General features: G+C 34.1%; 12 protein-coding genes and 4 tRNA genes. 12 read left to right on the top strand and 4 right to left on the bottom strand.

Annotated features, from left to right (window positions below):
- Positions 1-7 precede the first annotated feature (7 nt).
- From Q0E86_RS02665 to Q0E86_RS02655, 3 genes are all read left to right on the top strand, one after another.
- Positions 8-1,702: a proline--tRNA ligase gene (locus Q0E86_RS02665; protein WP_295754382.1), complete on the top strand. Its 1,695-nt coding sequence runs from the start codon at positions 8-10 to the stop codon at positions 1,700-1,702.
- Between the two features lie 94 nt (positions 1,703-1,796).
- The gene (locus Q0E86_RS02660; protein WP_295754381.1) at positions 1,797-3,500 is read left to right on the top strand and encodes a hypothetical protein; all 1,704 of its coding nucleotides are present in this window, start codon (positions 1,797-1,799) and stop codon (positions 3,498-3,500) included.
- Positions 3,501-3,502: 2 nt separating this feature from the next.
- Positions 3,503-4,213 carry a Bax inhibitor-1/YccA family protein gene (locus Q0E86_RS02655; RefSeq protein ID WP_295754380.1) on the top strand — a complete coding sequence of 237 codons (711 nt, stop codon included), beginning with the start codon at positions 3,503-3,505 and terminating at the stop codon, positions 4,211-4,213.
- Between the two features lie 53 nt (positions 4,214-4,266).
- Here Q0E86_RS02655 and Q0E86_RS02650 read toward each other — a convergent pair whose 3' ends face one another.
- Positions 4,267-4,476, bottom strand: coding sequence for a transposase (locus Q0E86_RS02650; RefSeq protein WP_295754409.1), 210 nt, complete (start codon positions 4,474-4,476; stop codon positions 4,267-4,269).
- Between the two features lie 405 nt (positions 4,477-4,881).
- Positions 4,882-5,763 (bottom strand): YitT family protein, encoded by an 882-nt coding sequence (locus Q0E86_RS02645; RefSeq protein WP_295754379.1) that lies wholly within the window; start codon positions 5,761-5,763, stop codon positions 4,882-4,884.
- Positions 5,764-5,930: 167 nt separating this feature from the next.
- Here Q0E86_RS02645 and Q0E86_RS02640 point away from each other — a divergent pair.
- The 6 genes from Q0E86_RS02640 to Q0E86_RS02615 all read left to right on the top strand — a co-directional run bounded on the left by Q0E86_RS02640 (position 5,931) and on the right by Q0E86_RS02615 (position 6,862).
- A tRNA-Cys gene (locus Q0E86_RS02640) sits at positions 5,931-6,004 on the top strand.
- An 8-nt stretch (positions 6,005-6,012) separates the two neighbouring features.
- Positions 6,013-6,099, top strand: a tRNA-Leu gene (locus Q0E86_RS02635).
- A 29-nt stretch (positions 6,100-6,128) separates the two neighbouring features.
- A tRNA-Cys gene (locus Q0E86_RS02630) sits at positions 6,129-6,202 on the top strand.
- A gap of 7 nt (positions 6,203-6,209) precedes the next feature.
- Positions 6,210-6,296 (top strand) — tRNA-Leu (locus tag Q0E86_RS02625).
- A gap of 137 nt (positions 6,297-6,433) precedes the next feature.
- A complete protein-coding gene (locus tag Q0E86_RS02620) occupies positions 6,434-6,655 on the top strand; it encodes a hypothetical protein (RefSeq protein ID WP_295754378.1) in 222 nt (73 codons plus the stop codon).
- A gap of 12 nt (positions 6,656-6,667) precedes the next feature.
- On the top strand, positions 6,668-6,862 hold the full coding sequence (locus Q0E86_RS02615; RefSeq protein ID WP_295754377.1) for a hypothetical protein: 195 nt from the start codon (positions 6,668-6,670) through the stop codon (positions 6,860-6,862).
- A 20-nt stretch (positions 6,863-6,882) separates the two neighbouring features.
- Here the strand turns inward: Q0E86_RS02615 and Q0E86_RS02610 are convergent, their stop codons facing one another.
- The gene (locus Q0E86_RS02610; protein ID WP_295754376.1) at positions 6,883-7,767 is read right to left on the bottom strand and encodes a putative manganese transporter; all 885 of its coding nucleotides are present in this window, start codon (positions 7,765-7,767) and stop codon (positions 6,883-6,885) included.
- A 67-nt stretch (positions 7,768-7,834) separates the two neighbouring features.
- Positions 7,835-8,992 carry an AI-2E family transporter gene (locus tag Q0E86_RS02605; protein WP_295754375.1) on the bottom strand — a complete coding sequence of 386 codons (1,158 nt, stop codon included), beginning with the start codon at positions 8,990-8,992 and terminating at the stop codon, positions 7,835-7,837.
- 73 nt (positions 8,993-9,065) lie between these two features.
- Here Q0E86_RS02605 and Q0E86_RS02600 point away from each other — a divergent pair, with 73 nt between their 5' ends.
- The 3 genes from Q0E86_RS02600 to priA all read left to right on the top strand — a co-directional run bounded on the left by Q0E86_RS02600 (position 9,066) and on the right by priA (position 13,396).
- A complete protein-coding gene (locus tag Q0E86_RS02600) occupies positions 9,066-9,791 on the top strand; it encodes a TrmH family RNA methyltransferase (protein WP_295754374.1) in 726 nt (241 codons plus the stop codon).
- Between the two features lie 330 nt (positions 9,792-10,121).
- Complete coding sequence (locus Q0E86_RS02595; RefSeq protein WP_295754372.1) at positions 10,122-10,883, top strand: EAL domain-containing protein; 762 nt, start codon at positions 10,122-10,124, stop codon at positions 10,881-10,883.
- A 419-nt stretch (positions 10,884-11,302) separates the two neighbouring features.
- Complete coding sequence (gene priA / locus Q0E86_RS02590; protein ID WP_295754371.1) at positions 11,303-13,396, top strand: primosomal protein N'; 2,094 nt, start codon at positions 11,303-11,305, stop codon at positions 13,394-13,396.

Here is a 13,396-nt window from a genome sequence, read left to right as displayed (position 1 = left end):
AGTAAAGATGAAATTAAGTCAGAGTTTCTTTTATACATTAAGAGAAAATGCGAAAGATGAAGATAGCGTATCAAGTAATTTGTTGGTGCGTGCTGGAATGATCAAAAAATGTTCAAACGGAATTTATATGATCATGCCTATGGGAAAGAAAGTTCTTTCTAAAGTTGAAAATATTATTCGTGAAGAAATGGATGCGAAAGATGCACAAGAGTTATTGATGCCTGCATTAATTCCGGAAGATGTATATGTGCAATCGGGTCGTCGTGAAGCATTTGGATCTAATATGTTTTCATTGAGTGATCGTTATAATAAGCGTTATGTTTTGGGCCCAACTCATGAGGAATTGTTTGCGGTAGCGAGTAGTATGGATGGTAAATCTTATAAGGATTTCCCATATAACTTATATCAGATTCAGACAAAATATCGTGATGAAACTCGTCCTCGTTATGGATTGATTCGTGTGCGTGAATTTATCATGAAGGATGCGTATACATTTGATGTGGATGAAGCTGGATTGGATGTAGCTTACAATAAAATGTATGATGCATATTGTCGTATCATGGATCGTTTAGGCTTGGAATATAAAATCGTTAAAGCGGATACTGGAGCTATGGGTGGTTTATTATCTGAAGAATATCAGGCTCTATCAAGTATTGGTGAAGATGTTGTCGTTGGATGTGAGGGTTGTGACTATTCTAGTAACTTAGAAATCACTGAAGTTGTGGATACTATGCAAGATTCATGTGAAGAAGAACTTTCTATGGAAGTTGTTGATACACCTAATGCGAAGACTATTGAAGAAGTGGCTGCTTTCTTTGGTAAGAAGGAAAGTGATTTCGTTAAAACATTACTTTACAATGTAGATGGAAAAGTCATCGCATTCTGTATTCCTGGTGATCGTGAATTGAATGAAACAAAGGCATTGAAATTATTGGGTGCAAACGAAATGGAAATGGCTAGCTTTGAAGAAGTTGAAAAAGTAACGCATGCTCGTGTTGGTTTTGCAGGTCCAGTGGGTATTGATTGTCCTGTTTATATGGATCGTCAAATTAAACATATGAAAAACTTCATCGTAGGAGCCAACCAATCGGATCGTCACATTAAGAATGTAAATTGTAAAGATTTTACACCTGTTGAAGTGGCTGATCTTTGTCAGGTAAAAGAAGGGGATATTTGTCCTAAGTGTGGTAAGAAGTTAACTTTCCAACATGGTATTGAAGTTGGTAACTTATTTAAATTGGGCACTAAATATTCTAAGAGTATGAATCTTTATTATACAGATGCCAATAACCAATTACAGCCAGTTTGGATGGGAAGTTATGGTATTGGTCTAGAAAGATGTATGGCAGCCGTTGCAGATCAGCACCATGATGATTTTGGTATTAAATGGCCAGTAGAAATTGCACCATTTAGACTTGCAATCGTTCCTGTATCTTTAAAGGATGAAGAACAAGTTAAGATTGCCAACAATCTATATGAATATTGTAAAGAACACAAGTTCGATGTGATTTTAGATGATCGTAATGAGCGTCCAGGTGTTAAATTCAAAGATATGGAATTAATTGGTGTTCCTTATCGTATTACGGTAGGTCGTGGTGTTAAAGAAGGAAAACTTGAATGGACAGATCGTTATACGGGCGAAAAGACTGAAATTGCGATTGAGGATGTATATTCTGAAATTGAAAAAGTTTTCGCTATGTAAACGCTTGTACTTGAAATATAAACAAAAAATTAAGGTTTACATTTACTTTCATAGGTTTTTCATGTATATTAGTCATAGTTAAAGGAGTGTAATTATGCAGAATAAAATTGAAATTTTTAACAATCAGGTTATTATCAACTACAATTTGGCGTATCCAAAGAGTCGTGAGGTTTTATTGAAGTCTCATACGTTCGCAAAATTCGTTCAATATTTCATTGAATATCAAGAAACAGATAATGCGAAAATGTATGCTTATATGACAAAGAATGGTGAATTGAATTCGAAAGAAGCAGCTTCTGATTTCTGTCATTTCTTGCGTTTATTGTCAATCTTTACTTGTGAAGAATTAGAAAATGAATATTATCTTTCAGATAAAAATGCAACATTAAGTGTTATTGAAGAAATGTATCGTAATTGGCGTTCTTTACAACGTTTTGGATATATGAAGAGTGATAACTCAACGGATTTTGGTATTAATACATTAGTGGCATTTGACTCAGCTTCAAACGATTTAATTCTTCGTACATATCGTTTGTTTGAAGAAAAATTAATGGGAAGACCAAACTTAGTATATCGTCAGGTTCAAGCTGGAACGAATGCATGTTTCTCTGTTCACACATTGGATAAAGTATGGGCTGATGAATATGCTGCATTACAAGATATTCCAATGATCGATACTGTAATGTTAAGAACTCCAATGATTTTGCATCCAAAATCAAGTAAACGTACTGGTATGTTTACTGAAATTGATACACAGCCAATGACATATTTCAAAAAGGGAGAATCAAACTGGTTCTGTTATCCTTGTAAAGTTGGAGCTTTATTGTGCTTCGTATACTTCAACTCAAAATATATGTCTAGTGCATTGAGTATGGCTAACTTATTTGAATTAGCTACAAAAGAAGAGAGTGCGCAAAAACCAGACTTAGTTGTTATTTTTGGTAATGATGATGGTAATGATGATACAAACTTCTATTATGATGAAGCCAATGATATTTGGGTAGGATGTATCAGTGATAATCCTCGTATCGAATACTTTGGATATTTAAAGAAAATGTGTTTAACATTACACAACTTGGCACAAATGAAAAAAGGTTGGTTACCAATCCATGGTGCTTTCGTAAACATCTATTTAAAGGATGGAACAAAGAAAGGTATCATGTTGATGGGTGATAGTGGTGCTGGTAAATCTGAATCGATTGAAGCATTAAAAGCAGCTGCTGGAGATATGATCCGTGAAGTTGAAGTTGTATTTGATGATATGGGAACAATTCACCTAGAAGATGGTGTTCCATATGGTCAGGGTACTGAAATTGGTGCCTTCATTCGTCTAGATGACTTGGATCCAGGAACTCCATATCGTGACATGGACCGTTCAATTTTCATGGCTCCAGAAAATCCAAACTCACGTATGATTCAGCCAGCAGCTCCATATCGTGTTGTTGTTCACAACCACAAAATTGATTTATTTGCGTACGCAAACAACTACACAAATGAATTTGGTCTTAAGAAATTAACTGTACAAGAAGTAAAAGATACTTGTAAGTTAGGTAAACGTATGGCTTTGGGTACAACACAAGAAGTTGGTATTTCAACTACATATTTCGCAAACCCATTTGGTCCTATGCAAAAACAAGAACTATGTGAACCAATCATTGACACAATGTTCCAGGCTCTAGAAGATAATGGAGTATTTGTTGGTGAGATCTATACGCACTTAGGATTCGATAAATCAAACCGTAAAGGTTTAAATATTGCTGCTCAGCAATTATTAGAATTCATTCAGAAAAAGGATTAAATATGTTCAATAATGATTCAATGAATTATTATTCACAAAGCACTTTAAAAAGTGCTTTGTTGAAGTCTTATGCATGGATGGCAATTGCCTTATGCATCACAGCTATTGTGTCTTATGGTTTATATGCCACAAATGCTTTATTGATTTTACTTAGTGCAATGCCATTTCTATTCATGCTCTTTGTGATTGCACCATTTATCTTGTCGATTGCCTTTGGCGTTTCTATGGCAAGATCTACATCAAGTATAGGTATGAAAGTGATGTTAGTTCTTTATGCCATTTGTATGGGCGTATCCCTTACTTCGATTGGTTATGTGTATGATGTGGCTACAATTGGTACGGCTTTTCTAGTGAGTGCAGTTTACTTTATCAGCTTAGCTGTTATTGGTACAACTTCTAAAAAAGATTTTACAAGCTTTGGCTCATTATGTATGGTTGGACTTTTCGTGTTGATTATTACACAATGCTTCATGATGTTATTTAGAGTGAGTATGGATGTACGCTTGCTTTCTATTGTTGCTCTATTGATTTTTACAGGCATTACAGTTTGGGATGTTCAAAGAATGAATCGTTTATTGATTCAATCGGATGGTTCAATCGTACAACAAGATAAGATTGCCATCTTCATGGCTTTACAAGTGTATTTGGATTTCTTGAATATTTTCTTAAGAATCTTACAATTGATTGGTATGGGAAATCGTAACAATAAGTAGATGTATTCGGGTAACCAAATAATCTAGGGGACTGATGTCATAAAGTCGTTACCCTATAAATTCCTAGATTTGTTTTTAATGATTAAAAGGATTTCAGTTATGGTTATAAAACTGAGATCCTTTTTTACTTGTAGCCATAGGATGCGATTACGTGTATAATTGAAATCGGAGAAACCTCTGGAATCTCTCTTTAAATCTTTTGGTTTGCGATTAAAGGATTCCATAGGTCCGTTGGAAAGGCGCGCGTAATATTCTTTTTCTATACAATTTTATATAGGTCTAAGATTCCTTCTTAAGAACACTGCAAAATCAGTCAATTATAAAAAGTTTTTGCACTATAGTGCATTTACACGATTTTCTTGTCGATTTATGCTATAAAAATAGCGCAGGAGGTGTGAAAACATGATAGATTATCATGAACTTAGGCGGCGTGATGGAACACCCCGGCACGATCAAAGAACCACAGATGCAAAACGTATCATATCACAATTACAGTTTTTATTTGAATGTAAACAATTATAATGATACGAAGAAATTTCATGCAACGATTGTTAAGTTGATAGCAACTTTGAAGCATGCTACAAAAACCACTGTTTAGTAATTTGGTGTTAAAACATTCTACTGTTATCTGTCGAACAATTAAATAATAAAAATGGAGTAGTGTAATACTACTCCAAAGGTTTTTGATAGAAGTTTCCGTAGAAGTTTACTGTATTGTATGTATTGATCAATACTTTAGGATCCACTTTTCTTACGTTTTCTACAACGTCTCTTAATTCATATGTGGAAATAACGGCTTTACATACATAATACTTGCGGTGGCTATATGCACCATAACATTCAAACACGCTCATACCATGACGACAAGTGGCCATAAAGGCATCGATAAGTGGGTCTGGATCGTTTGTCGTAAATTCAACGGTAATTTGTGCATATCTTTGATATAAAGATGAGATTGTCTTTGTAGATAAGAATTGGAATAAAATGGAATATCCTGCATAGATCCATCCACATAAGTATCCAAAGACAATGATCATAGCGCAGTTATAGAAGAATACATAGTCCCAGATTCCTCTATGAATCTTACTAGAAACGTATTGGGCAATGAAATCAGTTCCTCCGGTAGATCCTCCTGCTCTTAAGGATAGGGAAATGGAGAAGCCCCATAAGAAGCCTCCAAATAATACGTTTAAGATTTGATCTTTAAAGAAAGGTTCAAAATGGAAGATTGAAATAAAAAAGGATACTAGGAAGAATTGTACACAACTCAAAAATGTGAATCTTGGTGAGATGTGTTTATAACAAAGTATTGCTGCAGGAACATTTAATGCGATGATTCCAACTTGAGTTGGAAAGTTAATGTTGACTAGAGCACAGACTTTATTGATTAATAGGGCAAGTCCTGTAAATCCTCCTGAGATCAAATTGCACGGCGCCATAAATACATTCATGATATAACATTGCATAAAAGCACTAAATACAATCATTATGGTCGACGTTAATAGTCTTAGCTTCTTTTCTTTTTGAAGTTGGTGAATAATGTGTTGCATAATATAAAATACCTCTTGTTTATTGACCATCTTATCATAGGTCATTTACCTAATAAGTTCAACCTAAAATGGAAAATGTATGGTTTTTTAAAAAATGTAAAAAAAGTTAAATTTTTTCTTGCTTTTTATTTGGCGTTGAGGTATTATATATAGGCAGTCAACGAAATGGTTCCGTAGCCAAGTGGTAAGGCAATAGACTGCAACTCTGTGATCATCAGTTCAAATCTGATCGGAACCTCCATAAATGATGGGGTCGTGGCGGAATAGGCAGACGCAACGGACTTAAAATCCGTTGGGAGAAATCCCGTGTGGGTTCAAGTCCCACCGTCCCCACCATCGTTTATTTAAAAAAATCATTAAGTTACGGTTCCGTAGCCAAGTGGTAAGGCAATAGACTGCAACTCTGTGATCATCAGTTCAAATCTGATCGGAACCTCCAATTACATGGGGTCGTGGCGGAATAGGCAGACGCAACGGACTTAAAATCCGTTGGGAGAAATCCCGTGTGGGTTCAAGTCCCACCGTCCCCACCATTTTTTGGAAAAGTTAGCTAGAAACGTTTGTTTCTAGCTTTTTTCGTGTAATTTGGACAGTTAAATGACCAAATTTACCATATATAAATAAATCTTTAAATGTATTGATAAAATAATACTAAAGAGAGGGACGCAGTATGAGCTGGATTGAAAGAACAACGAAAAAACGAATTAAAGAATTGGATGAACATCCAGAATTAAATTCGAATGATTTTGAACAAAAGGGAAACAAAATGATGAAGGATATTAAGTTCTATGTAATTCTTATTCTTGCGGCTGCATTGGTTTTAGCACTTTGGTATGACTGGAATCATCCGGAAATTAATATATTTCCATTTCATTTTCCAATATTAGTCTAAGTAGAGGTAACTATGAGCTGGCTTGATAAAATTGCTAAGAAACGATTGGCTGAATTGGAGGAGCATCCAGAATTGAATGATCAGAATTATTCGCAAAAGCTGAATTCAATTATCTTTTATATTGTACTATTTGCGGTTGCCATACTTATTCTTTTGTTTTGGTATGACATTAACCATTTTGAAATTTGGATCTTCCCGCAAAGATAAAAAAATAGCCACATTTGTGGCTACAACAACATAAATCCAATACCTACGGTAATACCTGTTATAAATAGGATGGAAATGGTTCTTAAAATGTCTTTCTTTCTTGCTTCATAACGAATCATGACAATTAAACCGAGTCCAGCATTTGTGACTAGACCTGCTAGTAATGATCCAAATGACAATTCACCAGCTGTATAGAGTTGTGTTAGTACAACAGTGGCTGCGCAGTTAGGAATAAAGCCAAATAGTGCAGCAATGATTGGTTGGAATAAATTGTTTTGAAGTAAAATCATAGATAATGTTTTTTCTCCAATCCATTCCATGAGTAGTGTTAATACAAAACTTGTAATAAAGATGAATACATAGATTTTTAAAGATCTTAAAAGGGCACTGATCCATAGTGGATATTCAGGATAGCAACATGGACAGCTTGATCCAGAACTTTCTTCTTCCTCATATTCGTCTTCATCATAATCCTCTTCTTCCATATCTTCGAAGCGGAGGATTTTTTGATGGCGAAATAGTACGTGATCTGTAAACAATCCAACGATGATCGCAATGACAAGTTTTAATCCTAAAATACCAAGTAAAGATGAATACATCTTAGGATTACTAATAAGGATTGGGATGGCTTCATCGCTTGTCGCAATCATAACACTGACTAAAGTTCCTAGTGTAATGTTATTTTGAACAAACAACATGGCTGCTAAAATACTAAATCCACATTGTGGAATCAAACCAACTAAAGCGCCTAGAATGGGTCCTAGTCTTTGTAGTCCAAAGAAGAGTTTATCGTCTTGTGTATTCTTTCTTTCAAAAACTTCTAATATACAATAAGTAATATACAATAGTGGGAGCATAGCCCATGTATCGTGTATTGTATCTAAAATAATGTCTATAAAATTCAAAGGTAGTTCCTCCTAACTTACATAAGTATACACATTTTTTCAGAAATTGCACGTAAAAAGCAGGAAACTAATCAATTGTTCCTGCTCTATCGTTGATCGTAATTTTTTTGTTTCTTAATCGAACTTGAATATAATCATGTACACCTGCATAAATAAGCGCAAATACAGGAACGCCTAAGAACATTCCAACAACGCCAAATAAAGCGCCACCAACAGTAACGGAGAATAAGATCCAGAAGCCTGACATTCCAAGTTTATCTCCAAGTACAATGGGTTTAATGATGTTTCCATCGCATTGTTGAAGAATGAAGATAAAGATTGCAAAAATCAAGGCTGAGAATGGATCAATCAAACATAAGATAATGATGACGGGAATGGCTCCTAAGAATGGTCCAAATACAGGGATTACATTTGTGACACCGATAATAAGGGCAATCATACTTGTATATGGAAGCTTTAAGACTAGGGCTCCAAAGTAACAGATGACACCGACAATAAATGAGTCAATGATGTTTCCAACGATGTATTGTTCAAATACAGTTTTCGCATCGTTTGTCCATAGCGTCAAATAGTTCGCAAAGTTTTTGTCAAATAATGAGTAATTTAATTTTTTGATTCCTTTTACTAATGTTTCACGGTCCAATAAAATGTAGAATGCGGAAACTAAAGCTAAAATAATATTGATGAATCCTTTCACAAAGCTGTATGAATAAGAGGCAATTTTAGGGATGGATTCTGTTAAAACGCTAGTGATTTTCTTTGTGATATCAAAATTGATCAATATTTGTTCGACTTGTTTTTCTGAAATGTTTAATTTATACGCAAAATCTTTTGTGTATCCAATTAAAGTCTCAGAATAAATCGCAACATTTGTAGAGAATTGTCGCACAGAATCAATCGTATTCGGAATGATGATGGAGAAAAACAAGATTAGAAATCCAATGGCTAAAATAAACACAATACCTGTCGATAAGATTCTTTTGTGTTTATTTTGCATTGGAACATTTCCAAGTAATTTTTCTTCAACCCATTTTTGCGGATTATTCAATATAAACGCCAAACCAATTCCAAGAAGGAAAGGGAATAGAATCGTAATTATGAACTGAATGGCTCGTGTTATATCCTTAAATCGATTTAATATTGTGAAGAAAAGAATCGCAATAATCAATGATGCAGAGTAAACGATGATTCTTTGTTTCATTTCCTGGGTTAATTTAAAATGCATTTAAGTAAGACTCCTTCCATACCTAATATAATACCATCTAGAAAAAAATTATAAAAGCCATTATAATAGTCCTATGGAAAAAATATTTGAAGGGGCCATTTCCTGCAAAGCCCTATTAGAAGCAGGGTCTCGAGATTGTAAAAAACTATATATTGATAAGAAAAAGAATACAAAAGATACAAGATATTTAGCTAAACTTGCCAAAAGTAAAGATTGTGAAGTTGTCTTTTGTTCGCGTGATGAAATCCATGAACTCGCAACAGGAAAAACGCATGGTGGAGTTTTACTTTTAGCTGAAGAAAAACAGATTCCTCAACTTATTCAAGCACATGTTCATGGATTTCTTTGTTACATCGACGGAGTCGAAGATCCATATAATTTAGGAAGTATTTCTAGAACACTCTATGCTTCTGGTTGTGATGCGATGATTCTTCCAAAAAGAGATTGGAGCTTTGCCGAACAAACTATTCTAAAGGCTAGTGCTGGGGCTTATGAAAAGTTACCAATCTACTTTGTAGATTCAGACGAAGAATTAGTTGACTATTGTAAAAAGAATCATCTTCCAATTCTTTGTGCACATAGAAAAGATGCCGTAGGACTTTATGACTATACTTTTGAATCGGATTTTTGTTTATGCTTAGGTGGAGCCTTAAGAGGACTTAGTTCAACCATTACTACAGCTTCCAAACAAAATATTGTCGTAGAATATGGAAGAGATTTTAGAAATGCCTTAGATTCAGCAAGTGCTGCAGCTGTATTTAGTTTTGAGATATTTAGACAAAAAAAGAAGAAATTTTAACGTTTCTTCTTTTTAATTTGTTGAATAATTTTTGTGTGCTAATTCATAATCTACAAAATCAACAATTGAGTTTTATTTCTCCTGAAATAGTTTCCATCCAATTTGATGCATCAGAGTCACTAGCTTGGACTGGCATGACAAGTACCGAAAAGAGGATTAAAAAAATCCCAAATGTTCTTTGAATTGTTTTCATTATATTATTTTCCTTTAAGTATGTGTGTATGCTTAAGAATAGTGTAACATATTTAACAAAGATTTAATTTCAACTTGCATAGTCATTAATAAATCTTTTGTATCCTCATAATTGTGAATAAGAATAAACAAGTACTAATGACGATTTTAGATACGAAAGCCATTTATCCTGTATTTCAACCCATTGTGGATTTAAAAAATGGTAATGTGGTTGCGTATGAATCGTTGAGTCGGATTGAAAGTAAAAATATAGAATTAAATATAGAACAATTATTTAATTTGGCAGAACAATATGATTGCGTATGGAAATTAGAAAAGCTTTGTCGAGATAAAGCTTTAAAAGCATCTGTACATAAACCTTTGGGTACAAAGATATTCTTAAATGTGGATGGACAAATTTTTCAGGATTCGAACTTTATATCCGGCTTTACGAATCGAAAATTAGAAAAGTTTGGATTATTAAATGAAGATATTGTCTTTGAAATCACAGAAAGAACAGACATTGAAAACTATGTGTTACTGCAATCCATTATGAATCACTATATTGATCAAGGCTACCAAATCGCCTTGGATGATGTAGGAGCAGGATATTCAGGATTAAATCGTGTGGTGAATACAACACCCAATTATCTAAAGGCTGATATTGAATTGGTACGTAATATTCATTTAAGTAAGTCTAAACAAAGTATGATGAAACTATTGGTTGAGTATTGTGATGAAATGGGATTTAAGCTTATCGCGGAAGGCATTGAAACACAAGAAGAATTAGAATGTGTATGTAACTTGCATGTGCATTATGGGCAAGGCTATTACTTAGGGCTACCTGACTGTAAGTTTAATGGTGTATCAAGTCAAGCTTTACAATATTTAATGAATATTCATGGTATGATAAGGTCATAAAAAGGAGATCATATTATGCCACAAAACGAATGAATCAACTCTGAAAAAACTTGAAATGTACCAAGATATTACGATTTCCAAATACCAAATTGATATAGGAGAGATTAAGGATGCAAAAGTAGCTATTCAAGAAATGAGAAAGAAATATGGCTTATAATTCAGTAAATGATAAAAGCACCGTTTGGGTGCTTTTAGTTGTTTTTGAAGGCTTTTTGGATGTCTAAGATTCCATTCACAAAGAATAATAGGGATACACAAATATCCACAACTTGATTGTTGAATGGCTTTACGACAAAACCAATGATAATTCCTGAAATAATGTTTAAATTCCAAGAAAAATATGCATACCTATCTCCTTATGTTCAAATATACCAAAATAAATATCAATGTCAAATCCAGATTAATGCTATAATAGATGCATGCTGATTAATGTATATGTAGAATATAATCGCCTACGTAATACTTTTACTTATTCTTGTGATCAAGATGTTGAAGTTGGATGTCGTGTCCGTGTTGAATTCAACAATCGAACACTTGTAGGATTTGTCGAAGAGGTCGATGTAGAAAGCGATTTTAAAAATATTAAACCTGTTATTGAAGTCATAGATGATAAGCCATTATTGAATAATGAACTCAAGTTATTGGCAAATTATATGGCTGATTTTTATGCGAGTTCAAAAGTAACTTGTTATAAAACGATGTTACCACCAGCACTTCGTCCATCTAGTAATCATTCAAAAATTATCTATGAAGACTATGCGATATTGAATGATTCGGATTTACCTTTAACTTCCCGACAAAAAGAAGTTTTATCTAGTTTTAGCTATCCATGTAAGATGAGTGAACTTAGAAAAGTGAGTCCATCGATCGCAAAAGTATTATTGGATAAAGGCTATATTACAATTGAAAAACGAATTAAAGATTCAAATACTTCTGTTCGTGAAATTGCGGATGTGATTCATTCATTAACTTCTGAACAAGAATGTGCCATTAAAACCATTCAAAATACCGATAAGACTGTCTCTTTACTACATGGTGTGACGGGTTCTGGTAAAACCGAAGTCTTTTTAAGGCTTGCCGAAGATGTTTTAGCATCTGGAAAACAAGTGCTATTTCTTGTTCCTGAAATTGGTTTGACACCCATGATGATACAAAGAGTGCAGGCTCGTTTTAAACAAAAGATTGCGATCTATCATTCTGGATTAAATGCACAAGAAAAGTTGGAACAATATAATTTAGTGAAAGATCATAAAGTCGATATTGTGGTAGGTACGCGCAGTGCTTGTTTTATGCCATTTACTTCATTAGGATTGATTTTAATGGATGAAGAACATGATTCAAGCTATAAACAAGACAATACACCACGCTATCACACACGAGATATTGTGTTATTTCGTGCGGCTTATCATAAGTGTAAAGTTGTTTTGGCAAGTGCCACACCTTCTTTAGAATCATACGCAAGAGCCTATAAAAATATATATGAATTGATCGAACTTAAAAATCGCATTCATGAAATGCCTGAAATTTGTTTGGTGGATATGAAAAAAGAAAGAGTCACAAATGGCCTATCTGAAACATTACTTCAAGCTATTCATGAACGTCTTTCTAGAAAAGAACAGGTTATTTTACTTTTAAATCGAAGAGGGTATCTTCCTGTTGTTCGCTGCAGCGATTGTGGACACGTTCGTATATGTCCAGATTGTGGCGTAGCCTTAACGTATCATAAAAATCAAAATGCCTTAGTTTGTCACTGTTGTGGAAGGCAATTTCCATTTATAGAAGAATGTCCAAGTTGTCATTCGAAGAATTACTTTAAGGCCGGTATGGGTACAGAGCGATTAGAAGAACAGATCGTTGAAATTTTTAAGGATCATCATGTCGTTCGTATGGATGCGGATAGCACGCGAAAAAAGAATGCGCATGAAAAGTTGTTAAAAGAATTTGAGGAGTCAGGCGATTTATTGATTGGTACACAAATGGTCGCAAAAGGACTTGATTTTGAAAGAGTAACTCTAGTAGGTATTTTAAATGCGGATGCCACGCTTTGTAGAAATGATTATAGAGCGAGTGAAACGGCTTATGAAATGTTAGAACAGGCAAGTGGAAGAAGTGGTCGAGGAAAGTTAAAAGGTGAAGTCATGATTCAAACTTTTGATCCCAATCATTTTGTGATGCAATGTGTTAAGATGCATGATTATAAGATGTTTTTTAATCAAGAAATGCGCTATCGCCATTTAGGTATGTATCCACCATATGTATATTTATGTACCTTGGTGTTTACGCATTTTGATTTAAAGGAAGCTTATAAGATGGCAAATGGCGCGAAAGAGTATTTTTCTTCACTACGAGTTTTAGGCCCAATTGAAATTCGTATGCAACAAAAGAAACATCGTGTTCGCTTGATTTTAAAATCAAAGGACGATAAGTTGCTGCATAAGCTTGTTCGAGATTATTTAGATGAAACAAAACAGATTGTGGATGTGAATATGCATCCAATTATGATGGAGGAATAG

This window comes from uncultured Holdemanella sp., from assembly GCF_934754935.1.
Classification (GTDB): domain Bacteria; phylum Bacillota_I; class Bacilli_A; order Erysipelotrichales; family Erysipelotrichaceae; genus Holdemanella.
This window is presented reverse-complemented; position numbering and strand designations above follow the sequence as displayed.

Bases quoted from the DNA above. Each gene is read 5' to 3' on its own strand.
- Q0E86_RS02660 (WP_295754381.1), top strand. From the start codon at position 1,797: ATGCAGAATAAAATTGAAATTTTTAACAATCAGGTTATTATCAACTAC.
- Q0E86_RS02595 (WP_295754372.1), top strand. From the start codon at position 10,122: ATGACGATTTTAGATACGAAAGCCATTTATCCTGTATTTCAACCCATT.
- Q0E86_RS02600 (WP_295754374.1), top strand. From the start codon at position 9,066: ATGGAAAAAATATTTGAAGGGGCCATTTCCTGCAAAGCCCTATTAGAA.
- Q0E86_RS02665 (WP_295754382.1), top strand. From the start codon at position 8: ATGAAATTAAGTCAGAGTTTCTTTTATACATTAAGAGAAAATGCGAAA.
- Q0E86_RS02620 (WP_295754378.1), top strand. From the start codon at position 6,434: ATGAGCTGGATTGAAAGAACAACGAAAAAACGAATTAAAGAATTGGAT.
- Q0E86_RS02645 (WP_295754379.1), bottom strand. From the start codon at position 5,763: ATGCAACACATTATTCACCAACTTCAAAAAGAAAAGAAGCTAAGACTA.
- Q0E86_RS02605 (WP_295754375.1), bottom strand. From the start codon at position 8,992: ATGCATTTTAAATTAACCCAGGAAATGAAACAAAGAATCATCGTTTAC.
- Q0E86_RS02655 (WP_295754380.1), top strand. From the start codon at position 3,503: ATGTTCAATAATGATTCAATGAATTATTATTCACAAAGCACTTTAAAA.
- priA (WP_295754371.1), top strand. From the start codon at position 11,303: ATGCTGATTAATGTATATGTAGAATATAATCGCCTACGTAATACTTTT.
- Q0E86_RS02615 (WP_295754377.1), top strand. From the start codon at position 6,668: ATGAGCTGGCTTGATAAAATTGCTAAGAAACGATTGGCTGAATTGGAG.